Below are 23,988 nucleotides of genomic sequence, written 5' to 3'. Positions count from 1 at the left end.
CCCCCGGCCGAAGGCTGGGGGAGGGTGGGCGTTCTGGACGCTGACGTGTATGTGTTGTGCGGCACAGACGGCACGACCTGGACCGCCCGCCATGCACATAAATATGCGGTCCAGAATGCCCAGCCCCGGAGGCCCCGACCCCGGCCCACCACACACGCGCGCAGGCCCGCACCAACCGCGCCGGATGGGGGTCCCCCCGGCCGAAGGCTGGAGGAGGGCGGGTGGGCGGGGGATGCCCGCCGCAGGCGCAAACAACCCGCGCACAACCACCGCCGCAACCACGACCCCGGGCCGTACCGCTAGGCGGGAAGCATTGCGGAGACGCGGAACCCGCCCTCGTGGGTCGTGCCGGCGGCGAACCCCCCGCCGAGCGCCGTGACGCGCTCCTTCATGCCGACCAGCCCGTTGCCCCCGCTGGGCAGCACCAGCGCGGGCGCCCCGTCGGAGGGCCCGTTCTGCACCAGGACCGCGACCTCCGCCTCGCGGTAGGCGAGGCGGATGCGGGCCCACGCGCCGGGCGCGTGCTTGTGGACGTTGGTGAGCGCCTCCTGCACGACGCGGTAGACCGTGGCCTCGACCCGCGCCGCCAGCGGACGCTCCTCCCCCTCCACCGTGAGCTCGACGTCCATCCCGGTGGCACGCGACTCGTCGAGCAGCCGCCTGAGCTCGGCCAGGCACGGCCCCTGCTCGTCCTCCGTCTCGGCGTCCCCGGTCGCGGCCGCGGCCGGGGACGGGGCGGGCGCAATCGTTTCCGCAGCGGCCACGACACGGACCGCCGCACCCGCCGACGCCGCCCGCGCCGCCGTCACCGGCTCCGCCCGCAGGACGCCCAGCATCTCGCGCAGTTCGTTGAGCGCCTGCCGGCCCATGTCCCCGAGGAGCTGCGCGCTGGCCGAGGCCTTCTCGGGGTCCTTGACGGCGATCGCCTGCAGCGCGGCCGCGTGCACGACCATGAGGCTCACCCGGTGTGCGACGACGTCGTGCATCTCGCGCGCGATGCGGGTGCGCTCCTCCATGCGGGCACGCTCCGCGGAGCTCGTGGCCGTCTCGGCCAGCAGGGACAGCTCCCGCTCCAGGCCGTCCGCCCGTTCCCGCAGGCTCTCCACGAGCCGGCGCCGGGCGCCGACGTACAGGCCCAGCAGCACCGGCGGCGCGGTGACGCCGACCGCCGCGAGCACGGAGGTGAGGACGACCACGGCCAGCGGCGCGTGGTACGCCGCGCCGCCGAGGTCACCGTGCATCTCCAGGAAGGTGACGATCAGCATGCCGAGCATGGTCATCCCCGACAGCACCGCGATGATCCGCCGCGGTACGTCGGAGGCGGCCAGGGTGTAGAGGCCCACGATGCTCAGCAGGATGCCCATCTGGGCCGGCGTGACGGCGATGGAGACCAGGACGACCAGGACCGGCCAGCGCCTGCGGAGCACCAGCACCGAGCCGACCAGCAGGCCGAACAGACCCGTGACGACCGGCGAGACCCCGGACTTCTCGGCGAAGGCCGCGCCTTCCAGGAGGCATTCCACGGCCGAGACGAAGGCCAGGGACACGTCGAGCACCATGCTGCGCCGCCTGGGCCACCACCACGGCCCGGCGACCACCCGGCTTCGTCCGCCGGCCCCGTCCGGTACGTACTCCCCCGTCGTACTCATACGGACCAGCCTAGACGCGACGGTGTCCGCCTGGCGGTCAGCCCCGGTCCGTGGGGCGGCCCCGACCTATCCTTGTGCCGTCGGACAGCGCGGTCCGGACAATGCCGCCGACCATTCCACTGCACGAGGAGCCGCACCTGTGAGCAGCGCCGACAACACCACCGGCAGCGCCCCCCTCCGCGCGGACATCCGCCGCCTGGGAGACCTCCTCGGCGGGACGCTCGTCCGGCAGGAGGGCCCGGAGCTCCTCGATCTCGTCGAGAGGGTGCGGGCGCTGACCCGCAGCGACGGCGAGGCCGCCGCCGCCCTGCTCGGCGAGACCGATCTGGAGACCGCGGCCAAGCTGGTACGGGCGTTCTCCACCTACTTCCACCTCGCCAACGTCACCGAGCAGGTGCACCGGGGCCGTGAGCTGCGTTCCCGCAGGGCGGCCGACGGCGGGCTGCTGGCCCGTACGGCCGACCTGCTCAAGGACGCCGACCCGGAGCACCTGCGGCAGACCGTGCGCAACCTCAACGTGCGTCCGGTCTTCACCGCCCACCCGACCGAGGCGGCCCGCCGCAGCGTGCTGAACAAGCTGCGGGTGATCGCCGCCCTGCTGGACGAGTCCGTCGAGGCGGGCGGGGACCGCCGCCGCAGCGACCTGCGTCTGGCGGAGAACATCGACCTGCTCTGGCAGACCGACGAACTGCGTGTCGTGCGCCCCGAGCCCGCCGACGAGGCGCGCAACGCCATCTACTACCTGGACGAGCTGCACGCGGGCGCGGTCGGCGACGTGCTGGAGGACCTGGCGGTCGAGCTGGAGCGGGTCGGTGTGCCGCTGCCCGCGGAGACCCGCCCGCTGACCTTCGGCACCTGGATCGGCGGCGACCGGGACGGCAACCCCAACGTCACCCCGCAGGTCACCTGGGACGTGCTGATCCTGCAGCACGAGCACGGCATCACCGACGCCCTGGAGCTGGTCGACGACCTGCGCGCGGCGCTGTCCAACTCGATCCGCAACTCGGGCGCCTCGCCGGAGCTGCTGGCCGACCTGGAGCAGGACCTGCAGCGCCTCCCGGAGATCAGCCCCCGCTACAAGCGGCTGAACGCGGAGGAGCCCTACCGCCTCAAGGCCACCTGCATCCGGCAGAAGCTGCTCAACACCCGGGAGCGGCTGGCCAAGGGCACACCGCACGTGCCCGGCCGCGACTACCTCGGCACCGGCGGCCTCCTGGCCGACCTGCGTCTGGTGCAGGACTCGCTGCGCGCCAACCGCGGTGAGCTGATCGCGGACGGCCGTCTGGACCGCACCATCCGCACGCTGGCCGCCTTCGGTCTTCAGCTGGCCACGATGGACGTCCGCGAGCACGCCGACGCCCACCACCACGCCCTCGGCCAGCTCTTCGACCGGCTCGGCGAGGAGTCCTGGCGGTACGCGGACATGCCGCGGGACTACCGGCGCAGGCTGCTCGCCAAGGAGCTGCGCTCGCGGCGGCCGCTGGCGCCGTCCCCGGCGCCGCTGGATGCGGCGGGGGCGAAGACGCTGGGCGTCTTCGACACGGTGCGGGAGTCCTTCGAGCGGTTCGGGCCCGAGGTGGTCGAGTCGTACATCATCTCGATGTGCCTGGGCTCCGACGACGTCTTCGCGGCGGCGGTGCTGGCCCGCGAGGCCGGGCTGATCGACCTGCACGCGGGGATCGCCAAGATCGGCATCGTGCCGCTGCTGGAGACCACCGACGAGCTGAAGGTCGCCGACAGGCTGCTCGACGAGATGCTCTCCGACCCCTCGTACCGCAAGCTCGTCTCGCTCCGCGGCGACGTGCAGGAGGTCATGCTCGGCTACAGCGACAGCTCCAAGTTCGGCGGCATCACCACCTCGCAGTGGGAGATCCACCGGGCGCAGCGGAGCCTGCGCGACGTGGCGCACCGCCACGGGGTGCGGCTGCGGCTCTTCCACGGCCGCGGCGGCACCGTCGGCCGGGGCGGCGGCCCGACGCACGACGCGATCCTGGCGCAGCCGTGGGGCACGCTGGAGGGTGAGATCAAGGTGACCGAGCAGGGCGAGGTCATCTCCGACAAGTACCTGATCCCGTCCCTGGCCAGGGAGAACCTGGAGCTGACGGTCGCGGCCACGCTGCAGGCCTCGGCGCTGCACACCGCGCCCCGCCAGTCCGAGGAGGCGCTGTCCCGCTGGGACGCGGCCATGGACGTGGTCTCCGACGCCGCGCACTCCGCTTACCGGCGGCTGGTGGAGGACCCGGACCTGCCCGCGTACTTCTTCGCCTCCACCCCCGTGGACCAGCTGGCCGAACTACACCTGGGCTCGCGCCCCTCGCGCCGCCCGGACAGCGGGGCGGGCCTGGACGGGCTGCGGGCCATCCCGTGGGTGTTCGGCTGGACGCAGTCGCGGCAGATCGTGCCGGGCTGGTACGGCGTCGGCTCGGGCCTGAAGGCCGCCCGCGAGGCGGGCCGGGAGGCGGACATCGCCGAGGCGTACGAGCAGTGGCACTTCTTCCGGAACTTCCTGTCCAACGTCGAGATGACGCTGGCCAAGACCGACCTGCGGATCGCCGAGCACTACGTCGGCACCCTGGTGCCCGACGGACTCAAGCACGTCTTCGACGTCATCAAGGCCGAGCACGAGCTGACGGTCGCCGAGGTGCTGCGGATCACCGGTGAGGCGAAGCTGCTGGACGCGCAGCCGGTGCTCCAGCAGACCTTCCGGATCCGGGACGCCTACCTCGACCCGATCTCCTATCTCCAGGTGGCGCTGCTGCACCGGCAGCGCGAGGCCGCCGCCCGCGGCGAGGAGCCCGACCCGCTGCTCGCCCGCGCGTTGCTGCTGACGGTGAACGGCGTGGCGGCCGGCCTGCGCAACACCGGCTGACCACCCGCGGCAGGTCATGACGAAGGGCGGTGCCCCCCGCGGCGGGGGGCACCGCCCTTCGTCCTGTGCGTGCGGAGCGGGGCGCGGCGTCAGTTCTTGCGGTGGCCGATCAGCCGCGGCCTGGGCTCGAGCCCGGACAGGCCGTTCCAGGAGAGGTTCACCAGGTGTGCGGCGACCTCCGCCTTCTTGGGCTTCTGGGCGTCCAGCCACCACTGCCCGGTGAGCGCCACCATCCCGACCAGCGCCTGCGCGTAGAGCGGGGCGAGCTTGGCGTCGAAGCCGCGCTGCTTGAACTCCATGCCCAGGATGTCCTCCACCTGGGTGGCGATGTCGCTGATCAGTGAGGCGAAGGTGCCGGTGGACTGGGCGACGGGCGAGTCCCGCACGAGGATCCGGAAGCCGTCGGTGTACTGCTCGATGTAGTCCAGCAGCGCGAAGGCCGCCTGTTCCAGCAGTTCGCGTGGATGGCCACCGGTGAGGGCACCGGTGACCATGTCGAGCAGGCACCGCATCTCGCGGTCCACGACGACGGCGTAGAGGCCCTCCTTGCCGCCGAAGTGCTCGTACACGACGGGCTTGGAGACGCCCGCCTTGTGCGCGATCTCCTCGACGGAGGTGCCCTCGAAACCGCGTTCGGCGAAGAGCGTGCGCCCCACGTCGAGGAGTTGCTCGCGGCGCTCCTTGCCCGTCATGCGGACCCGTCGGGCACGCCGCGACGGCGTACCCTCGCTGCCCCTGCTGCTGCTTCTGCCGTCGCTCACCCGTCAATCATGCCGCTTCGCTGACGCTCTCCTTACGGCGGGCGGCGATCCGGTCAGCGGTCGGCCACCGTACGTCACTGGCCCACCCGAGCAGTTCGAACCAGCGGATGATGCGGGCGCTGGAGTCGACCTGGCCGCGGAGCACGCCGTGCCGGGCGGAGGTGGGGTCGGCGTGGTGGAGGTTGTGCCAGGACTCGCCGCAGGACAGCACGGCCAGCCACCAGACGTTGCCGGACTTGTCGCGGGAGCGGAAGGGCCGCTTGCCGACCGCGTGGCAGATCGAGTTGATCGACCAGGTGACGTGGTGCAGCAGGGCCACACGGACCAGGGAGCCCCAGAAGAAGGCGGTGGCGGCGCCGGTCCACGACATCGTCGCCAGGCCGCCGATCAGCGGCGGGAGCAGCAGCGAGACGGACGTCCAGAGCCAGAAGTCACGGCTGATCCGGCGGATCGCCGGGTCCTTGATCAGATCGGGGGCGTACTTGTGCTGGGGGGTCTGCTCCTCGTCGAACAACCAGCCCATGTGGGCCCACCACAGGCCCTTCATCAGGGCGGGGACGGTCTCGCCGTAGCGCCAGGGGCTGTGCGGGTCGCCGTCGGCGTCGGAGAACTTGTGGTGCTTGCGGTGGTCGGCGACCCACCGCACGACCGGTCCCTCGACGGCCATCGACCCGGCGATCGCCAGGGCGATCTTCAGCGGGCGGTTGGCCTTGAAGGAGCCGTGGGTGAAGTGGCGGTGGAAGCCGATGGTGATGCCGTGACAGCCGAGGTAGTACATCCCCACCATCAGGCCGAGGTCGAGCCAGCTCAGGCCCCATCCCCACGCGAGCGGGATCGCCGCGACGAGGGCGAGGAAGGGGATGCCGATGAAGAGTCCGAGGGTGATCTGCTCGAGTGACTGCTTCTTGTCACCACCGAGCGTGGCACGGGGAAGCGGGGCCCCGGAGCCGGCCCCGGGTTCCGGGGACTCGGTGATCACGTCGGTCTGTGTGGTCATGGTGGTCCCTCAATGAAGGTCGGGGGCTACGCCACCGTAACTTACGGCTTCGTAAGTATGGCAGGGCTAAGTGAAGGCCGAACAGAGCACGCGTGTCGGCGGGAATACGGCTCTTGGCACTTGTACCCACCTTTGACGAGGGGAAGTACCGATCTTTCTCGTCGCATTGGAGGCCGCCGGTGCGGCATAGTGGTGGAGGCCAGACGGGCACCCTGACCGGATGTCCTGTTCGGCCGGGGTTTCCTTCCGCTGTGGTGTAACGGCAGCACTGAGGGTTTTGGTCCCTTAAGTCCGGGTTCGAATCCTGGCAGCGGAGCACTGACCGAAGGGTCGCGGCAACCGTCGCGACCCTTCCGCGTTCACCGCCCGAAACGCCCCGGTATCCTTCGGGTGACCTTCACCCCACGCCGAGGAGTCCGTTCCGTGAGCGCCCACCGCCCGGCCGCCGTCATCGTCCTTGCCGCGGGTGAGGGCACCCGTATGAAGTCGGCGACCCCCAAAGTCCTGCACACGATCAGCGGCCGCTCCCTGGTCGGACACGTCGTGGCCGCGGCCCGCGCCCTGGAGCCCGAGCACCTGCTGGTCGTGGTCGGCCACGCCCGCGAGCAGGTGACCGCCCACCTGGCCGGGACCGACGCCGCGGTCCGCACCGCCGTGCAGTACGAGCAGAACGGCACCGGCCACGCGGTCCGGGCGGGCCTGGCGGAACTCCCGGAGCTGTCCGGCACGGTGGTCATCACCGCCGGCGACACCCCGCTGCTCACCCCGGACACCCTGCGCTCACTGGTCGAGGCCCACACCGCCGACGGCAACGCCGTCACCGTGCTGACCGCCGAGGTCCCCGACCCGACCGGCTACGGCCGCATCGTGCGCGGCGCCGACGGCTCGGTGCTGGCGATCGTCGAGCAGAAGGACGCCACCGACGAGCAGCGGGCCATCCCCGAGATCAACTCCGGGGTGTTCGCCTTCGACGCGCAGTTGCTGACCGACGCGCTGGCCAAGGTGACCACCGACAACGCCCAGGGCGAGGAGTACCTCACCGACACCCTCGGCATCCTGCGCGAGGCCGGCCACCGCGTCGGCGCCTCGGTCGCCGAGGACCACCGCGAGATCGCCGGCATCAACAACCGCGTGCAGCTCGCCGAGGCCCGCCGCATCCTCAACGACCGCCTGCTGCACCGGGCGATGCTGGAGGGCGCGACGATCATGGACCCGGCGTCGACCTGGCTGGACGTCACCGTGGAGTTCGAACCCGACACCCTGGTGCTGCCGAACACCCAGCTGTACGGCGCGACCCGCCTCGCCTCGGGCGCCGTGGTCGGCCCCAACTGCACGCTGACCGACACCCTGGTCGGCCCCGGCGCCACGGTGAGCAACACCGTGGCCGTCAGCGCGGAGATCGGCGAGGCCGCCTCGGTCGGCCCGTACGCCTACCTGCGCCCGGGCGCCAAGCTCGGCCCCAAGGCGAAGGCCGGCACCTACGTCGAGATGAAGAACGCCACCCTCGGCGAGGGCACCAAGGTGCCGCACCTGTCCTACGTCGGCGACGCGACGATCGGCGACCACACGAACATCGGCGCCGCCAGCGTCTTCGTCAACTACGACGGGCAGGCCAAGCACCACACCACGATCGGCTCCCACTGCCGCACCGGCTCCGACAACATGTTCGTGGCCCCCGTCACAGTCGGGGACGGCGCCTACACCGCCGCGGGCTCCGTGATCACCAAGGACGTGCCGGCCGGTTCGCTCGCCGTCGCGCGCGGCCAGCAGCGCAACATCGAGGGCTGGGTGGCCAGGAAGCGGCCCGGCAGTGCGGCGGCCCACGCCGCCGAACAGGCCCAGCAGGCCGCGCCGGAGGCCTGACCGGCAGGGGAGCGCGTGCGGGGTGGCCTTCCCCACGTGCGCGGTCGCGCCACGCAGCGCGTACCGTGTGAGGTGCACACAATTCCGCCAGCTCCCTCACCGAGGGCGAAGCTGCGTTGAACACCAAGGAGACGGTGCAGTGACCGGGATCAAGACGACCGGTGAGAAGAAGCTGATGCTCTTCTCCGGCCGCGCACACCCCGAGCTCGCGGAGGAGGTGGCACGTGAGCTGGGCGTCAACCTTGTGCCGACGAAGGCCTTCGACTTCGCGAACGGTGAGATCTACGTCCGCTTCGAGGAGTCGGCCCGCGGCTCGGACGCTTTCGTCATCCAGAGCCACACCGCTCCCATCAACAAGTGGATCATGGAGCAACTGATCATGATCGACGCGCTGAAGCGGGCCTCCGCCAAGCGCATCACCGTGGTCGTCCCGTTCTACGGTTACGCCCGCCAGGACAAGAAGCACCGCGGCCGCGAGCCGATCTCGGCCCGCCTGGTGGCCGACCTGATGAAGACCGCGGGCGCCGACCGGATCCTCACGGTCGACCTGCACACCGACCAGATCCAGGGCTTCTTCGACGGCCCGGTCGACCACCTGTTCGCGCTGCCCATACTGGCGGACTACGTGGGCGCCAAGGTCGACCGCTCGAAGCTGACCGTCGTCTCCCCCGACGCCGGCCGGGTACGCGTGGCCGACCGCTGGTGCGACCGCCTGGGCGCGCCGCTGGCCATCGTCCACAAGCGGCGTGACCCGGACGTCGCCAACCAGGTCACCGTGCACGAGGTGGTCGGTGACGTGCGCGGCCGCATCTGCGTCCTGGTGGACGACATGATCGACACCGGCGGCACCATCTGCGCCGCGGCGGACGCCCTGTTCGCCAACGGCGCGGAGGACGTCATCGTCACCGCCACCCACGGCGTCCTGTCCGGCCCGGCCGCGGACCGGCTGAAGAACTCCAAGGTGAGCGAGTTCGTCTTCACCGACACCCTGCCGACGCCGGGTGAGCTGGACCTGGACAAGATCACGGTGCTGTCGATCGCACCGACGATCGCCAACGCGGTCCGCGAGGTCTTCGAGGACGGCTCCGTGACGAGCCTTTTCGAGGACGCGCACTGATCACCGTCTGATCGATTTCCGGGGCGGCCTCCCCGCCGGGTAGACTCTGCGAGTTGCTCGGCGAGGGAGGCCGTTCCCGTTTCGACGGCGGACTCCGTTATCGACGCGCTCCTCGTAAGTGGAACGGCCCGTCGTGGGCTGGGCGACCGACCGAAGTCCCGTCGTCATCACGAGGAGTGTGATCCCCATGTCCGAGGTGAAGATCTCCGCGCAGCTGCGCACCGAGTTCGGCAAGGGCGCCGCCCGCCGCATCCGCCGCTCGCACCAGGTCCCCGGTGTCATCTACGGCCACGGCCAGGACCCCAAGCACGTCGCCCTGCCGGGCCACGACCTGCTGCTCGCCCTGCGCACCCCGAACGTCCTGATCAGCCTGGACATCGAGGGTGACGGCAACGAGCTGGTCATCCCCAAGGCCGTGCAGCGCGACCCGCTGAAGGGCTTCCTGGAGCACGTCGACCTGCTCGCGGTCAAGCGCGGCGAGAAGGTCACCGTCGAGATCGTGGTCAACACCGAGGGCGAGCTCGCCCCCGGCGGCAACCTGCTGGAGCACGTGCTCAACGCGCTGCCCGTCGAGGCCGAGGCGACCCACATCCCCGACGGCGTCACCGTCTCCGTCGAGGGCCTGGAGGCCGGTACCTCCATCCTCGCCAAGGACATCCCGCTCCCCAAGGGCACCACCCTGGCCGTCGACGAGGACACCGTCGTCCTGCAGGTCGTCGCCGCCCAGGCCGAGGCTCCCGCCGAGGGCGAGGGTGAGGGCGCCGAGGGCGAGGGCGCCGAGGCCGCTGCCGAGTAAGTACGGGCAGCACCCGCAGTTCCCCGTCCGCCGCCCCGCTCCGCAAGGAGCGGGGCGGCGGTCCTGTTGAATGGACGACATGAGCATGAGCGCAGCGGAAAGCGCCCCCGAGGGGCCCTGGCTGGTGGCCGGTCTGGGCAACCCCGGACCGGAGTACGCCGGCAACCGGCACAACATCGGCTTCATGGTCGCCGACCTGCTCGCCGACCGGATCGGCGGGCGCTTCAAGACCCACAAGAGCCGGTCCCAGGTCGTCGAGGGGCGCATCGGCGGCCGCCGCGTCGTGCTGGCCAAGCCGATGACGTACATGAACCTCTCCGGAGGCCCGGTGACGGCGCTGCGCGACTTCTACAAGGTGCCGCTCGGCAACCTCGTCGCGGTCCACGACGAGTTGGACATCGACTACGCCACCCTGCGCCTGAAGAAGGGCGGCGGCGACAACGGCCACAACGGCCTGAAGTCGATCACCAAGTCCCTCGGCCCCGAGTACCTGAGGGTCCGCTGCGGCATCGGCCGCCCGCCGGGGCGGATGCAGGTCGCGGACTTCGTCCTGAAGGACTTCTCCTCCACCGAGCGCAAGGAGCTCGAGTGGTTCGTGGACCGCGCGGCCGACGCGGTCGAGTCGCTCGTCTGCGAGGGGCTGGAGAGGGCGCAGGGCACCTACAACGGTTGACCATCGAAAGGTTGACCGAGTGCCATGCAATGGCCAAGGATCGCCCGCATGGTCAAACGGAGTCTCGCCCGCCGCACCGCCGAGAGCGCCTGGGGGCTGCTGCTGGTCGGCCGCATCGTGGTGCTGAGCGCGCTGGTCCTGGTCATGCTGGCGGCCGGGGTGTGGACCTCGTGGAAGACCGCCCAGCACGTCATGCTCACCAAGGGCCGCGAGCAGGGCACGATGACGGTCTCCACCTGCGGCGCCGACACCTGCACCGGCCCCTTCGTGCCGGAGGGTCTCGGCTCCCTCCGTGGGAAGGTGACGATCGACAAGGCGGTCACCCACCGCACCGGCGAGCGGATACCGGTCGCGGTCAAGCCCGGCACGGACGACGTGGTGCGCACCGGGCTCGCCGGTGTGCTGCACGCCTGGGTCCCGCTGGGCGGCGCCCTGCTCCTGGCCTCCCTGGTCCTGGCCGGGGGGTTGCGCTGGCCCCGCACCGCCTGGACCGCCGCCCTGGCCGGCGCCGCGCTCCTGGGGGCGGCCTTCCTCACGCTGTGACGGCTGTGCCGGCTGTGCCGCCCGGCGGCGCCGGGCCCCGCGGGGGGACCGGCGCCGCCGGGGTGTCACACGGCGTCGACGGGCTCCAGGAACTCCAGACGGTTGCCGAACGGGTCGTCGGTGTAGAAACGGCGATGGCCCGGCAGGTCACCGTCCCAGACGACCGCGGCGCCGCGGGACTCCAGCCGGTCCGCGTAGGCCCCGATGCCGCTCACGCGTAAGCCCGGATGGGCCTTCCGGGCGGGGCGGAAGTCCTCCTCGACGCCGATGTGCAACTGGACCGGGCCCGCGGCGAACCAGCAGCCGCCCCTGGCGGCGAGCACCGGCGGCTTGGGGACCTCGCTCATCCCCAGGACCCCCGCGTAGAAGGCGCGCAGGATCTCCTCGGAGCCGGGCGGGGCGGCGAGCTGGACGTGGTCGAGGGCGGTGATCATCGGGATCACCCCGCTTTCCGTGCGACGGCGAAGATCCGCCGGAAGGGGAAGACGGTGCCGTGCGGCCCCGCCGGGTAGGCCTTGCGCAGCAGGTCGCGGTACTGGCCGAGGAACTCCCCGGTGGCCTCCGGGTCGTCCTCGAGGGCGGTCAGCACCGGGCGCAGCGCCGTTCCCTTCGTCCATTCGAGCACCGCGTCCTCGCCCTGCAGGAGCTGTACGTACGTGGTCTCCCAGACGTCGACGTCCACCTCGACGTCGGGGATCTCGATGAGGCGCTCCAGGTAGCCGGGGGGCTGGAGGATGTGGACGTAGCGGCGGCCGTGTCCCTCGCCGAGGCGGTCGCGCCAGGCCGGGGAGTCGCAGAGGTCGCCGAGCAGCGCGTGACTGGGCGAGGTGAAGTTGCCGGGGACCTGGAAGGCGAGGACGCCGCCGGGAGCGAGGTGCTCGACCCAGAGGGGGAAGCGCTCGGCGTGGCCCTCGACCCACTGGAGGGCGGCGTTGGAGACGATCAGGTCGTAGGTGCCGTCGGGGACCCAGTGGCCGGCGTCGGCGGGGCGGAAGGTGAGGCTGCCGCCCCCTGCGGTGGGGCCCTCGTAGGCCCGGGCGGCCTCCAGCATTTCGGCGGAGCTGTCGAGGCCGGTGATCCGGGCATCGGGCCAGCGCTGCGCGAGCAGGGCGGTCACGTTGCCGGGACCGCAGCCGACGTCCGCGATCCGCGGGCTCGCGCCGGGCAGCTCCGGTATCCGGGCCAGCAGGTCGTGGAAGGGGCGGGTCCGGTGGGTGGAGTGGTGGAGGTACTGCTGGGGATCCCAGGCTGCTGCGGGCATGTTTCGAACTCCCTGGCGAGAGATGGATCTCTTCCTGCCGCCGACCTTGCCCACAAGGTTCCAGAGCTAATCTCTTGATGTCAAGAGACTTCATGTCGACACAACCCTTACACTGATCTCCATGGAGGACGAGGTCGATCGGCTGGTCGCTGCGTGGCGCAGGGAGCGCCCTGACCTCGACGTCGAACCGCTCGAGGTGCTCAGCCGGGTCAGCAGGCTGGCGAGGCATCTGGACCGGGCCCGTCGACTGGCGTTCTCCGAGCACGGTCTGGAGCCCTGGGAGTTCGACGTGCTGACCTCCCTGCGCCGCGCGGGCGCGCCCTACCAGCTCTCCCCCGGACAGCTGCTGACCCAGACGCTGGTCACCTCGGGGACGATGACCAACCGGATCGACCGGCTCACCAAGAAGGGGCTCGTGGAGCGGCTGCCCGACCCCTCGGACCGGCGCGGCGTCCTCGTACGGCTCACCCCGGAGGGACGGGACCGGGCGGACCAGGCCCTGGCGGGCCTGCTGGCCCAGGAGCGGGCCATCCTCGGCGAGCTCTCCGGCCGCCAGCGGGGGGAACTCGCGAACCTGCTCCGACAGTTGACCGCACCCTTCGACAACGTCCCCGGCTGACGGCGATTACCCGGCGTAACCGCCAGGGAGTGATCACAAACGGCCACGCTCCGCCACCGGTTGCGCACACAAAGTGGCGCACTTAGCGTGATGACCGTGAACGCCGCATAAAGGCTCAAATGGCCACTTTTGCGGCTGCCGGCGCACCACATTCCGACAACGTCAAGTGGAAGGCGGTCGGGGCGCGTCCGGCTTCCATTTCCCTGGACCCCGCCGGGTCCCGCTCCACCTTGGAGATGCAGATGACTCTGCACACCCGCGCAAGCAAGATAGCCGCAACCGCGGTGACCGGCGCCTTGGCCGGCACCCTCGCCATCGGCACCATGGGCACCGCCTTCGCCACCGACGGCCGGCCTGCCGCCGGGGTGCCTGCCGCTCCTGGACCGGACGGCCAAAGTGAACTCGTTTCCCCCTCGGAGCGTCTCCGGGACCTGTCCCGTGAAGTGGCGGTGAAGTCCGCACGCTCCCCCAACGCAGCCCTGTTCCAGGGCCGCGTCGTCGCCCGTACGGGTCTGCGGGTCCGCAGCGGACCGGGCGTCCAATTCGGCAGCGTCGGCGTCATCCCCTTCAACGCCCTGGTGGCCATCGTCTGCAAGTCCGTGGGCAGCCCCATCGGCGGCAACCCCCGCTGGTACCAGCTCAGCGGCAACCTCTGGGCCTGGTCCTCGGCCCGCTTCGTCGCCAACGTCGGTCCCGTGCCCGGCTGGTGCAGCGGCACCGGTGGGGTCGGCGGCGTCGGCGGCGTCGGCGGTGTCGGCGGCGTCGGCGGCGTCGGCGGTGTCGGCGGTGTCGGTGGGGTCGGCGGCGTCGGTGGGGTCGGCGGCATCGGCGTCCCCGGCTTCGTCGGTGGCATCGGCGGCGTCGGCATCTGCCGCAACAACGGGCGCGGCGGCCGCGAGCACGGTCGCGGCGACGAGCGCTTCAACGGCGTGGACGACCCGTTCCGCGAGGACAGCCGCGCCGAGGAACCCCTGGACAGCGTCGCCCTCGCCAAGCGCAGCGACGGCCCCGGCGGTCGCGGTGGCCCCGGCTTTGTGGGCGGCGTCGGCGGTGTCGGCGGTGTCGGTGGCGTCGGCGGTGTCGGCGGTGTCGGCGGTGTCGGTGGCGTCGGCGGTATCGCTGGTCCCGGCTTCGTCGGCGGTCCCGGTGGCGTCGGTGGCATCGGCGGTGTTGGCGGTGTCGGTGGCGTTGGTGGCGTCGGCGGTCCGGGCTTCGTCGGCGGCGTCGGCGGCGTTGGTGGCGTCGGCGGTCCGGGCTTCGTCGGCGGCGTCGGCGGCGTTGGTGGCGTCGGCGGTCCGGGCTTCGTCGGCGGCGTCGGCGGAGTCGGCGGTATCGCCGGTCCCGGCTTCGTGGGCGTCCCCGGCTTCAACGGTGGCTTCAACTGCCGCGACAACGGCCGGGGCGGCAACCGCGGTGACAACGGCCGCGGCGGCAACCATGGGGACAACGGCCGCGGCGGCAACGGCGGCGGCAACGGCGGGGACAACGGCCGCGGCGGCAACGGCCGGGGCGACAACCGCGGCGACAACAACCGCGACCCCTTCGACGACGCGGGTGACAACCACCGTGGCGACAACAACGGCCGCGACCCGTTCGACGGCCTCAATGACCGCGGTCAGGAGAACGGTCACCGCGACCGTGCCAACGACCGTGACACCAGCCGCTCGGCGCCGACCACCGGCGTCAGCGGTGACCGCCCGGCGCCGGCCACCGGCGTCGGCGGTGAATGACCGCGGGTATCCGCGGTGACCCGGCGGGTCGCTCTCCCCGGTCACGGGGAGGGCGATCCGCCGCGCTCCATGCCGTCAGACGTGCTGGACCGGGGCCGCGGAACCCACCCGGCCGCCCTCTCCGTCGGCCGGTGGCACCCCGGCCCGCCGGGCCAGCGCCACGGCGGCCAGCGTCGAATGCACGCCCAGCTTGCCCAGCACGTTCTGCATGTGGGTGCGGACGGTGTGCGGCGACAGGTACAGCCGCTCGGCGACCGCCTTGCGGCCCAGGCCGGCCACCATGCAGCGCAGCACCTCCTGCTCGCGCGGGGTGAGCGACTCCACCAGCCGCTCGCTCTCCGTCCGGTGCCGGCGCGCGGCGGTCAACTCCCGCAGGACGCCGGTGAGCAGGGCGGGCGGCAGATGCGTCTCGTCCCGCAGCACGCCGCGCATCACGGCCAGCAGCCGGGACAGCGAGCAGTCCTTGGCGACCCAGCCGCAGGCGCCGGCCTGCAGGGCCCGGGCGGCGCGGCGCGCATCGTCCCGCTCGGCGAGCACGACCGTCCGGGTGGCGGGGTGTTCGGACCGTACGCGTTCCACCAGGGCGATGCCGTCGAGTCCGGCCTGGGCGCCGCCGTCGGCCGCGCCGAGCGGGGCGGCCCTGGGCGCGCCCATCACCCGGACCCCCACGGCGGACGTCGTCCCCAGGTCGGCGTCGACCAGGAGCACGTCGTAGCGGCGGCCGTCGGAGGCCGCGCGTTCCAGGCAGCGCTGGGCAGCCGCCCCGCTCCCGGCGGCCGAGACGTCGACATCGGGCTCGGCCGCGAGGGCGGCCGCGAGCGATTCGGCGAAGATGCGGTGGTCGTCGACGACGAGAACGCGGATTCGTCCCACGGGCCCCACTCCCGGCATTCGGCACTTCCCCCCACGGACGAGGTCGATGTGCACGGAGGCCCGGCACCTGGAGCGGACGCCGCACGCCGCCGGGCTAGCAGCCGTCCCCAACCAGGTACCGAACCCTTGTGTCTCGCCCCCTGATGCCGCCGGCCCCCACCGGCGCTGCCAAAAAGCGTAGGGGCAGGAGCAGACAAAGGCGCCCGAATGGAAAAACTTGCGGGACGGAGTTCCCCCGGGACGTGCCGGACTGTGGCCCACGGTGCGGTTTTCCACAGCGGTGGACGGAGAAAGGCGTGCCGGACCGCGGCAGCGCCGGTCGGGGCGCGGGCCGTGGACTCCCTGTCGTCGTCCCCGCGGTGTCCGACCACCCGCCGGGCGGGACGGACTTCCTGCCGTGCAGGCGTCCCACGGCAGGGAGCCGGCCCCGGTGCCGGGGCCGGCTCCCTGTCTCCGCAGCGGGTCAGACCAGCCGGCGGGCCCCCGCGGACGGCACCGCGGTGAAGATGCGCGGCTCGCGGTGGCCTGCCGTGGCGAAGGCACCGGCGATCGCCTCGGCGGTCTTCTCCGCGGCGGACTCCTCCACCAGCACGATCGCCGAACCGCCGAAGCCGCCGCCGGTCATGCGCGCGCCGAGGGCACCCGCCTCCACACCGGCCGACACCACCAGGTCGAGTTCCGGGCAGGAGACCTTGAAGTCGTCGCGCAGCGAGGCGTGGCCCTCGGTCAGCACCGGCCCGATGGCACGGGCGTCGCCCGTCTCCAGCAGTTCGACGACCCGCTCGACCCGGCGGTCCTCGGTGACCACGTGCCGTACCAGCGGCCGCAGCTCGGGGTCCTCGACGCGGGCGAGGGCCTCGTCGAGCCCCTCGTACGGGATGTCCCGCAGCGCGTCCACGCCGAGCAGCGCCGCCGCCTCCTCGCAGCCCGCCCGCCGCTTGCCGTACTCGCCCTCGCTGTGGGCGTGGGTGACCCGGGTGTCGACGACGAGCAGCCGCAGGCCCTGGGAGGCCAGGTCGAAGGGGATCTGGCGCTGCGACAGGTCGCGGGTGTCGAGCCACAGGGCGTGCCCCTCGGTGCAGCACGCCGAGGCGGTCTGGTCCATGATCCCGGTGGGGGCGCCCACGTAGACGTTCTCCGCGCGCTGGCAGAGCCGGGCGATCCGCCACCGCTCCAGGCCCAGGCCGTAGAGGTCGTTCAGGGCGACGGCGGTGACGACCTCGAGGGCCGCCGAGGAGGACAGGCCGGCGCCGGTGGGGACGGTGCTCTCGAAGTGGATGTCGGCGCCGGTGATCTCGTGCCCGGCGTCGCGCAGCGCCCAGATGACGCCCGCGGGGTAGTCGGCCCAGCCGGCACCGCCGTCGGGTGCGAGTTCGTCGACGTGCAGTTCGACGACGCCGGCGGGGACGTCCGGCGAGCCGCTGTGCAGCCGCAGCCGGCCGTCGGCGCGGCGGGCGACCGCGGCGACGGTGGTGTGCGGCAGCGCGAACGGCATCACGAAGCCGTCGTTGTAGTCGGTGTGCTCGCCGATCAGGTTCACCCGGCCGGGGGCGGCCCAGACCCCTTCGGGGCCGGTGCCGTACGTGGCGCGGAAGCCGTCCTCGCTCACTTGGCGCCCTCCCGGTCCCGCAGGTCCTGCACGAAGGTCCAGGCGTCGCGGACGATCTCGGCGAGGTCGGTGCGCGAGGGACGCCAGCCCAGGCGCTCCTTGGCCCGCTCGGCGGAGGCCACCAGGACGGCCGGGTCGCCGCCGCGGCGCGGGGCGACGACCTCGGGGACGGGGTGACCGGTGACCTGGCGGACGGTCTCGATGACCTCGCGTACGGAGAAGCCGTTGCCGTTGCCGAGGTTGCAGATCAGGTGTTCGCCGGAGGCGGGCGCGTCGACGGCGAGCAGATGCGCCTCGGCCAGGTCGGCGACGTGGATGTAGTCGCGGACGCAGGTGCCGTCGGGGGTGGGGTAGTCGTCGCCGAAGACCGAGATCGCCTCCCGGCGTCCCTGGGCGACCTGCAGCACGAGCGGGATGAGGTGCGACTCGGGGTCGTGGCGCTCGCCGAACGCCCCGTAGGCGCCCGCGACGTTGAAGTAGCGCAGGGAGACCGCCGCCAGGCCGTGGGCGACGGCCTCGCTGGTGATCATGTGGTCGACGGCGAGCTTGGACGCGCCGTACGGGCTGGTCGGCAGCGTCGGGTCGTCCTCGGTGATCGGGACGGACTTCGGCTCGCCGTAGGTGGCGGCGGTGGAGGAGAAGACCAGCCGCCGGACCCCGGCGTCACGCATCGCCGTGAGCAGGTCGAGCGTGCCCACGACGTTGTTGCGCCAGTACTTCTCGGGGTGGACGACGGACTCGCCGACCTGGGAGCTGGCGGCGAAGTGCAGCACGGCGTCGTAGGTGGCGTCGAGCACCTTCGCCGCGTCCTGGACCCGCCCCTCGACGAAGTCGGCGCCCTCGGGGACGCCGTCCCGGAAGCCGGTGGACAGGTCGTCCAGGACGGTGACCCGGTGGCCCGCCTCCAGCAGATGGGCCGCCACGACGCTGCCGACGTAACCGGCGCCTCCGGTGACCAGAACCTTCTTGGTGCTCGGGTCGCTCACAGGGTCACAGCCTTTCTCGGGTTCGACTCGGGGCCACGGTAGCGGCGCCGGATGAACACTCGCCGGTAGGGGGCGGGGTGACGATCACGGGTGCGCCGCTCACGGGGAGGCGACCTCCCTCAGGCGGCTCGCGGCGGTCTCCGGCGGCACGTCGTTGATGAAGACGCTCATGCCGGACTCGGAGCCCGCGAGGTACTTGAGCTTCCCCTCGGTGCGGCGGATCGTGAACAGCTCCAGGTGGAGCGCGAACTCCTCGCGCTGGGCGCTGCTGAACGGCGCCTGGTGCCAGCCGGAGATGTACGGGGTGGGCGGTGCCCCCTCAGGGCCGAACAGCCGGTCGAAGCGGCGCAGCAGTTCCAGGTAGAGCCCGGGGAACTCGGCGCGGGCCGCCTCGTCCAGGGCCGTGAGGTCCGGCACCCTGCGGCGGGGGTAGAGGTGCACCTCGTACGGCCAGTGCGCGGAGTACGGCACGAACGCCGTCCAGTGCTCGCCCTCCAGGACGACACGGCTGCCGTCCTCGCGCTCGCGCGCCACGAGGTCGTCGAAGAGGTTGCGGCCGCCGGTGGCCTCGCGGTGCCGCTCCAGCGAACGCAGCATCAGCTCGGTGCGCGGGGTGGCGTGCGGGTAGCCGTAGATCTGGCCGTGCGGGTGGCCGAGGGTGACGCCGATCTCCTCACCGCGGTTCTCGAAGCAGTAGACCTGCTCGACGCCGGGCAGCCGGGAGAGTTCGGCCGTGCGGTCGGTCCAGGCGTCGAGGACCAGCCGCGCCTGCTCGGGGGTGAGGTCGGCGAAGGACCTGTCGTGCCGGTCGGTGAAGCAGACGACCTCGCAACGGCCATGTTTTCCGGTGAGCGAGGGAAAGCGGTTCTCGAAGACGGCCACGTCGTAGTGGTCTTCCGGGATCTCGCTCAACCGGCCGTCCCGGGAAGGGCACAGCGGGCACTCGTCCGCGGGCGGGTGGTAGGTGCGGGCCTGACGGTGGGAGGCGATGGCGACGAAGTCACCGAGCAGCGGGTCCTGACGGATCTCCGAGGCGCTGGTCACCGGGTCCAGCGGGCGGCGGTCGACGGCGTCGCGGGGCTCGTCGTCGCGCAGGTCGTAGTAGATCAGCTCGCGCCCGTCGGCGAGCCGGGTCGATGTCTTCTTCACCCTGCGGGCTCCTCACACCACGCCAACAAACAGAACCAAACACAATGAACCACAACGCAACAGCAACGTCAACGGAGACCCCGTTGCGGGGAGTGATCACACCATGCAGAACCTGGCAGAAGGGCTACGGCTCCCCACGAACGCGCTCGACTACTCGATCCTCGCGATCTACTTCGTCGTCGTCCTCGGCATCGGCTTCGCCGCCCGCCGCGCCGTCCGGACCAGCCTCGACTTCTTCCTGTCCGGCCGGTCACTGCCCGCCTGGGTCACGGGTCTGGCGTTCATCGCCGCCAACCTGGGCGCCACCGAGATCCTGGGGATGGCCGCCAACGGCGCACAGTACGGGGCGTACACGGTGCACTGGTACTGGATCGGCGCCATTCCGGCCATGGTCTTCCTCGGCCTGGTGATGATGCCGTTCTACTACGGCTCCAAGGTCCGCTCCGTGCCGGAGTTCCTGCTGCACCGCTTCGGACCGGCCTCGCACCTGCTCAGCTCGATCATCTTCGCGGTGTCCGCTCTGCTGATCGCGGGCGTCAACCTCTACGCGATGGCGATCGTGCTGGAGGCGCTGATCGGCTGGCCGCAGTGGGTGGCGATCGTCGTCTCCGGCTTCTTCGTGCTCTTCTACATCACCCTCGGCGGCCTGTCCTCGGCCATCTACAACGAGGTGCTGCAGTTCTTCGTGATCCTCGCGGCGCTGATCCCGCTCACCGTCGTCGGCCTGAAGCGGGTCGGCGGCTGGTCCGGGCTGACGGACTCGCTCACCGACTCGCACGGCGCCGCGTTCCTCACCGCCTGGGACGGCACGGGCATCGGCTCGCCGAACCCGCTGGGGGCGAACTGGCTGACCATCGTGCTGGGCCTCGGTTTCGTCCTCAGCTTCGGCTACTGGACGACCAACTTCGCCGAGGTGCAGCGCGCCCTGTCCGCGAAGAACCTCTCGGCCGCCCAGCGCACCCCGCTCATCGCCGCGTACCCCAAGATCTTCATCCCGCTGATCGTGGTCCTGCCGGGGCTGATCGCGCTCGTCATGGAGCCGGGCATCGGCAAGCCCGGCAGCGGGCTCCAGTACAACGACGCGATCCCGGTGCTCATGCGCGACCTGCTGCCCAACGGCGTCCTCGGCATCGCGATCACCGGGCTGCTCGCCGCCTTCATGGCCGGCATGGCGGCCAACGTCTCGTCCTTCAACACCGTCTTCACGTACGACATCTGGGGTGCCTACGTACGGCGTGACCGGCCCGACCTGTACTACGTCACCACCGGCCGCGTGGTGACCGCGATCGGCGTGCTGATCGGCATGGGCACGGCCTTCATCGCCTCGTCCTTCAGCAACATCATGAACTACCTGCAGACGCTGTTCTCGTTCTTCAACGTGCCGCTGTTCTGCGTCTTCATCCTCGGCATGTTCTGGAAGCGCTCCACCGCCGCGGCCGGCTTCTGGGGGCTGCTGAGCGGCACGGTCGCCGCGATGATCAACTACTTCGGGTTCTACAAGGGCGGACTGATCTCGATCCCCAGCGACCAGGGCGCCAACTTCGTCTCCGCCATCGCCGCCTTCGTCGTCGGCGGTGTGGTGATGGTCCTCGTCTCGTGGTTCACCAAGCCCAAGCCCGTCGAATCACTGGCCGGACTCGTCTACGGGACCACCTCCCCCGGCATGGCCGAGCCGCCCGCCCAGGGCGACGACGCCTGGTACCGCAGGCCCGCACTGCTCGGCTGGGGCGCCGTCCTCCTGGCCGTGCTGTGCTACATCCCCTTCTCCCTGTGAGGTGACGCGTCGTGAGCGAGTACGGCAACGAGCCGGATTTCCAGCACCGCATCGAGGACCTGGAGCAGAAGTCGGCCTCGGCGGCACGCCTGTTCGACGTGCGCCGTGTGATCGGCGGCCTCTTCGTGGTCTACGGGGTGATCGTGACCATCGCCGGGATCACCGCGTCCGACGCGGACATCGCCAAGGCCCAGGGCATCAACATCAACCTCTGGACCGGGATCGGCATGCTGGTGCTGGGACTGCTCTTCCTCCTGTGGATGAAGCTCAGTCCCCCTCCTCCGCCGCCCGCTGCGCAGGAGACGCCTGAGCCGGGATCGCACCGCCCGGGAGATGGTGACTGACCCGGTCCAGCAGCCCCGTGCGGGCCGCCAGGGCGGCGGCCTCCAGCCGGGAGCCCACCCCCAGCTTCATCAGCACCCGCTGGACGTGCGTACGGGCGGTGCTCGGCGCGATCCGCATGCCCGCCGCGATCAGCCGGGTGTCCTCACCCTCCGCGACCCGCAGCAGCACCTCGACCTCGCGCGGGGTGAGCATCTGCAGCAGTCTGGTGCCCTCGTCGTCCGGCTCGGCCACCGGGTTGAGCAACTCGGCGAACGCGCCCTGCAGCAGCGCGGGCGCAACGGCCACCTCGCCGGCACGCGCCTTGGCCATCGCCCGCTCGACGCCCTCGATCCGCTCGTCGTGCCGTACGTAGCCGGAGGCGCCGGCTGCGAACGCGGCGGCTATCCCGCGCGGGTTGGGCACCGGCCCCAGGACCAGCACCGCGACCCCCGGCCGCTCCCGCTTGATGCGCACGACCGCGTCGAAGGCGCCCGGCTCGGCCGGCGCCGCCGTCCCGATCAGACACACCTCGGGCGACCGGCTCAGTACGAGATCCGCCGCGCCCGACGCGGGCGCGGCCGCCGCGAGCACCCGGTGCCCGCGCAGCTTCAGCGCCGAGGCGAGCGCCTCGGCCAGCAGACGATGGTCGTCGACGACGACGAGCCGTACGCCCATGGGCGTCCCCCTCATCCCCCCATGGACTGGTGCGGGCCTGCCCACCGAGTCCAAGCCGGTCCCCCTTCACATGCCGCGGCGAAGCCCCTCCGGCATACCGCCTGTGCCCCCGCGGCGGCCCCGGGCCATGCCCGGGAAGGTACACGCTTGTTCGACGCTTTGCGCCCCCTACTCGGCAGAAGCCTCCCTAAATCCGCATTATCTCCAAACATGGCCGACTTGCGACCGGGTGTGCTTGTTTGCGGGCCCGCGCGCCGTCGCTCTCCCCGCGGCCCGGTCAGCCGAAGGCGGCGATGGACCGGTCCGTCAGGTTGGCGGAGGCGGAGATGTGGTCGGAGGTCAGGAAGAAGTGGTCCTGGTACAGCCACCAGCCCGAACCGCTGTCCAGGAAGTCGTTCTCCAGGTCCTTGCCGCTCTCCGGCAGTTCCATGAAGACGGTGAACCCGCGGGTCGCGGGATCGAGCCGCAGCAGGCGGCCCGGCTTGTCGTAGGTGTTCTTCTGGTACGCGACGACCTTGCCGCCGCTGACGCCGACGATCTTGAGCTCGCGCTCCTGGTCGGGCTTGGCGAGCCACTTCGGCTTGCCGGTGGTGAGGTCGAGCGCGGCGATCTCGTTCGTCTGCGAGTAGGAGGTGCCGCTGCCCGAATGGGTCTTGGTGGGCAGGTAGATGGTCGTGCCGTCGACGGCGACGTTGGTGCACCGGTTGTCCTCGCAGTGGATCCGGTACGTGGCGTCCGCGCCGCCCGCGCCCAGCGAGATGCGGCTCTTCATCTTGCCGCCGTCCAGGTACACGATGTCGGTCATCGACAGGCTGCCCGCCGACAGCCCCACGACCACCGGGTCCGTGGAGATGACGCTGTACACCTCACTGCCGCTCGGCACCTGCCAGGACCACTTCTTGGCGCCGCCGGCGCCCAGGCCCTGCACGTACTCGTCACCGCCGAAGCCGCCGCACTCGACGACCGCGACCAGCGCGGTGCCGCCGTGGTAGCCCTTGTCGGTGCACTCCGAACCGGCCTTGGGCGTCCACAGCACGGCCCCGGTGCTGATCTTGTACGCGACCGAACCGCCGATCCAGGAGACCGCCGCCGTGTCGCCCGTGAGCGCGATCTGCGAGTAACTGTGCGAGGTCCGGCCGTCCGGGTCGGGCAGCTTCTTCGCCCACAGCTTCTTGCCGTGGGCGATGTCGACGGCGATCACGCTGTCGCAGTCCGTGCCGTACTGCAGCACCAGGCGGTCACCGGCCGCCGACTCCGGGCCCGGGCAGGACTCCCCCTCCAGCGGTATCGACCAGTTCTCCTTGCCGCTGTCGAGGTCGAAGGAACGCAGCGCGTCCGGCATCGTCTTCACGACGGCGTTGCCGGTGAACCAGGCTTCCGCGACCGGGGCGGTGATCTCGGACTTGGGCGGGCGCACCGCCTTCTTGTCCCACAACGCGCGGGCCTTCAGCGGGCCGTCGCCGGCCGGGCGGCTGCTGCCGCCGCCCTTCGCCGGGGTGTCCGCGGGCCCGTCCTCGCCGCCGCCCGCGGCCAGGAAGACCCCCGCGCCGACGACCAGGACGGCCGCGATCGCCGCCGCCACGATCCCGGCCACCTTGCCGTTGCCGCGCTTCGGCGGCTGCGGGTACTGCGGGTACGGCTGGTAGCCGTACCCGGGGAGGGGCTGGGTCGGCGCCTGGGCGTACGGGTTGGGGCCGTACGCCCAGGCGCCGACCCAGCC

At 71.6% G+C, this 23,988-nt stretch carries 21 protein-coding genes and 1 tRNA gene; 11 read left to right on the top strand and 11 right to left on the bottom strand.

The window, feature by feature from the left end; genetic code table 11:
- Positions 1-299: 299 nt before the first annotated feature.
- Positions 300-1,649 carry a sensor histidine kinase gene (locus PV350_RS29145; RefSeq protein ID WP_500336884.1) on the bottom strand — a complete coding sequence of 450 codons (1,350 nt, stop codon included), beginning with the start codon at positions 1,647-1,649 and terminating at the stop codon, positions 300-302.
- 139 nt (positions 1,650-1,788) lie between these two features.
- On the opposite strand from PV350_RS29145, the gene ppc reads away from it, so the two are divergent.
- A complete protein-coding gene (gene ppc / locus PV350_RS29140; RefSeq protein WP_499512257.1) occupies positions 1,789-4,518 on the top strand; it encodes a phosphoenolpyruvate carboxylase in 2,730 nt (909 codons plus the stop codon).
- Positions 4,519-4,607: 89 nt separating this feature from the next.
- On the opposite strand, the gene PV350_RS29135 is transcribed toward ppc, so the two are convergent.
- Together PV350_RS29135 and PV350_RS29130 are read right to left on the bottom strand one after the other, a co-directional pair.
- Positions 4,608-5,210 carry a TetR/AcrR family transcriptional regulator gene (locus PV350_RS29135; protein ID WP_018559808.1) on the bottom strand — a complete coding sequence of 201 codons (603 nt, stop codon included), beginning with the start codon at positions 5,208-5,210 and terminating at the stop codon, positions 4,608-4,610.
- A gap of 76 nt (positions 5,211-5,286) precedes the next feature.
- On the bottom strand, positions 5,287-6,276 hold the full coding sequence (locus PV350_RS29130; RefSeq protein WP_499512258.1) for an acyl-CoA desaturase: 990 nt from the start codon (positions 6,274-6,276) through the stop codon (positions 5,287-5,289).
- A 245-nt stretch (positions 6,277-6,521) separates the two neighbouring features.
- Between PV350_RS29130 and PV350_RS29125 the strand changes: the two genes are divergently transcribed.
- From PV350_RS29125 to PV350_RS29100, 6 genes are all read left to right on the top strand, one after another.
- Positions 6,522-6,592: transfer RNA gene (locus PV350_RS29125), tRNA-Gln, on the top strand.
- Positions 6,593-6,699: 107 nt separating this feature from the next.
- Positions 6,700-8,139 (top strand): bifunctional UDP-N-acetylglucosamine diphosphorylase/glucosamine-1-phosphate N-acetyltransferase GlmU, encoded by a 1,440-nt coding sequence (glmU, locus tag PV350_RS29120; protein ID WP_499512259.1) that lies wholly within the window; start codon positions 6,700-6,702, stop codon positions 8,137-8,139.
- 139 nt (positions 8,140-8,278) lie between these two features.
- Entirely contained in the window at positions 8,279-9,256 is a 978-nt protein-coding gene (locus PV350_RS29115) for a ribose-phosphate diphosphokinase (RefSeq protein WP_329187428.1), read from the top strand.
- Between the two features lie 187 nt (positions 9,257-9,443).
- Positions 9,444-10,052, top strand: coding sequence for a 50S ribosomal protein L25/general stress protein Ctc (locus PV350_RS29110; RefSeq protein ID WP_499512260.1), 609 nt, complete (start codon positions 9,444-9,446; stop codon positions 10,050-10,052).
- An 85-nt stretch (positions 10,053-10,137) separates the two neighbouring features.
- A complete protein-coding gene (pth, locus tag PV350_RS29105; RefSeq protein ID WP_499512261.1) occupies positions 10,138-10,725 on the top strand; it encodes an aminoacyl-tRNA hydrolase in 588 nt (195 codons plus the stop codon).
- Positions 10,726-10,773: 48 nt separating this feature from the next.
- A complete protein-coding gene (locus PV350_RS29100; RefSeq protein WP_499512262.1) occupies positions 10,774-11,268 on the top strand; it encodes a hypothetical protein in 495 nt (164 codons plus the stop codon).
- 65 nt (positions 11,269-11,333) lie between these two features.
- Here PV350_RS29100 and PV350_RS29095 read toward each other — a convergent pair whose 3' ends face one another.
- Positions 11,334-11,702 (bottom strand): VOC family protein, encoded by a 369-nt coding sequence (locus PV350_RS29095; protein ID WP_500329000.1) that lies wholly within the window; start codon positions 11,700-11,702, stop codon positions 11,334-11,336.
- Between the two features lie 5 nt (positions 11,703-11,707).
- Entirely contained in the window at positions 11,708-12,529 is an 822-nt protein-coding gene (locus tag PV350_RS29090) for a trans-aconitate 2-methyltransferase (protein ID WP_499512264.1), read from the bottom strand.
- 121 nt (positions 12,530-12,650) lie between these two features.
- Between PV350_RS29090 and PV350_RS29085 the strand changes: the two genes are divergently transcribed.
- Entirely contained in the window at positions 12,651-13,148 is a 498-nt protein-coding gene (locus PV350_RS29085) for a MarR family winged helix-turn-helix transcriptional regulator (protein ID WP_326575414.1), read from the top strand.
- A gap of 242 nt (positions 13,149-13,390) precedes the next feature.
- Entirely contained in the window at positions 13,391-14,878 is a 1,488-nt protein-coding gene (locus tag PV350_RS29080; protein WP_499512265.1) for an SH3 domain-containing protein, read from the top strand.
- A gap of 75 nt (positions 14,879-14,953) precedes the next feature.
- Here the strand turns inward: PV350_RS29080 and PV350_RS29075 are convergent, their stop codons facing one another.
- The 4 genes from PV350_RS29075 to galT form a co-directional block, all read right to left on the bottom strand.
- Positions 14,954-15,769 carry a LuxR C-terminal-related transcriptional regulator gene (locus PV350_RS29075; RefSeq protein WP_499512266.1) on the bottom strand — a complete coding sequence of 272 codons (816 nt, stop codon included), beginning with the start codon at positions 15,767-15,769 and terminating at the stop codon, positions 14,954-14,956.
- A 445-nt stretch (positions 15,770-16,214) separates the two neighbouring features.
- Positions 16,215-17,360, bottom strand: coding sequence for a galactokinase (gene galK, locus PV350_RS29070; protein WP_500336880.1), 1,146 nt, complete (start codon positions 17,358-17,360; stop codon positions 16,215-16,217).
- A complete protein-coding gene (galE, locus tag PV350_RS29065) occupies positions 17,357-18,346 on the bottom strand; it encodes a UDP-glucose 4-epimerase GalE (protein ID WP_499512268.1) in 990 nt (329 codons plus the stop codon). The genes galK and galE overlap by 4 nt, the downstream gene beginning before the upstream one ends.
- 99 nt (positions 18,347-18,445) lie before the next feature.
- On the bottom strand, positions 18,446-19,495 hold the full coding sequence (galT, locus tag PV350_RS29060) for a galactose-1-phosphate uridylyltransferase (RefSeq protein ID WP_499512269.1): 1,050 nt from the start codon (positions 19,493-19,495) through the stop codon (positions 18,446-18,448).
- 103 nt (positions 19,496-19,598) lie between these two features.
- Between galT and PV350_RS29055 the strand changes: the two genes are divergently transcribed.
- Both PV350_RS29055 and PV350_RS29050 read left to right on the top strand, forming a co-directional pair.
- On the top strand, positions 19,599-21,269 hold the full coding sequence (locus PV350_RS29055; RefSeq protein ID WP_499512270.1) for a sodium:solute symporter family protein: 1,671 nt from the start codon (positions 19,599-19,601) through the stop codon (positions 21,267-21,269).
- An 11-nt stretch (positions 21,270-21,280) separates the two neighbouring features.
- Positions 21,281-21,613 carry a hypothetical protein gene (locus PV350_RS29050; RefSeq protein ID WP_499512271.1) on the top strand — a complete coding sequence of 111 codons (333 nt, stop codon included), beginning with the start codon at positions 21,281-21,283 and terminating at the stop codon, positions 21,611-21,613.
- Here the strand turns inward: PV350_RS29050 and PV350_RS29045 are convergent.
- Together PV350_RS29045 and PV350_RS29040 are read right to left on the bottom strand one after the other, a co-directional pair.
- Positions 21,537-22,268 (bottom strand): response regulator transcription factor, encoded by a 732-nt coding sequence (locus tag PV350_RS29045; RefSeq protein ID WP_499512272.1) that lies wholly within the window; start codon positions 22,266-22,268, stop codon positions 21,537-21,539. The two genes, PV350_RS29050 and PV350_RS29045, sit on opposite strands and share 77 nt — an antisense overlap.
- 277 nt (positions 22,269-22,545) lie before the next feature.
- On the bottom strand, positions 22,546-23,988 hold a 1,443-nt coding region (locus PV350_RS29040), incomplete at its 5' end, for an outer membrane protein assembly factor BamB family protein (protein ID WP_500336877.1).

The sequence above is a fragment of the Streptomyces sp. PA03-6a genome, assembly GCF_033792765.1.
Taxonomy (GTDB): Bacteria; Actinomycetota; Actinomycetes; order Streptomycetales; family Streptomycetaceae; genus Actinacidiphila.
This window is presented reverse-complemented; position numbering and strand designations above follow the sequence as displayed.

Bases quoted from the DNA above. Each gene is read 5' to 3' on its own strand.
- PV350_RS29145 (WP_500336884.1), bottom strand. From the start codon at position 1,649: ATGAGTACGACGGGGGAGTACGTACCGGACGGGGCCGGCGGACGAAGC.
- PV350_RS29135 (WP_018559808.1), bottom strand. From the start codon at position 5,210: ATGACGGGCAAGGAGCGCCGCGAGCAACTCCTCGACGTGGGGCGCACG.
- PV350_RS29130 (WP_499512258.1), bottom strand. From the start codon at position 6,276: ATGACCACACAGACCGACGTGATCACCGAGTCCCCGGAACCCGGGGCC.
- PV350_RS29110 (WP_499512260.1), top strand. From the start codon at position 9,444: ATGTCCGAGGTGAAGATCTCCGCGCAGCTGCGCACCGAGTTCGGCAAG.
- pth (WP_499512261.1), top strand. From the start codon at position 10,138: ATGAGCGCAGCGGAAAGCGCCCCCGAGGGGCCCTGGCTGGTGGCCGGT.
- PV350_RS29100 (WP_499512262.1), top strand. From the start codon at position 10,774: ATGGTCAAACGGAGTCTCGCCCGCCGCACCGCCGAGAGCGCCTGGGGG.
- PV350_RS29095 (WP_500329000.1), bottom strand. From the start codon at position 11,702: ATGATCACCGCCCTCGACCACGTCCAGCTCGCCGCCCCGCCCGGCTCC.
- PV350_RS29090 (WP_499512264.1), bottom strand. From the start codon at position 12,529: ATGCCCGCAGCAGCCTGGGATCCCCAGCAGTACCTCCACCACTCCACC.
- PV350_RS29085 (WP_326575414.1), top strand. From the start codon at position 12,651: ATGGAGGACGAGGTCGATCGGCTGGTCGCTGCGTGGCGCAGGGAGCGC.
- PV350_RS29080 (WP_499512265.1), top strand. From the start codon at position 13,391: ATGACTCTGCACACCCGCGCAAGCAAGATAGCCGCAACCGCGGTGACC.
- PV350_RS29075 (WP_499512266.1), bottom strand. From the start codon at position 15,769: ATGCCGGGAGTGGGGCCCGTGGGACGAATCCGCGTTCTCGTCGTCGAC.
- PV350_RS29055 (WP_499512270.1), top strand. From the start codon at position 19,599: ATGCAGAACCTGGCAGAAGGGCTACGGCTCCCCACGAACGCGCTCGAC.
- PV350_RS29045 (WP_499512272.1), bottom strand. From the start codon at position 22,268: ATGGGCGTACGGCTCGTCGTCGTCGACGACCATCGTCTGCTGGCCGAG.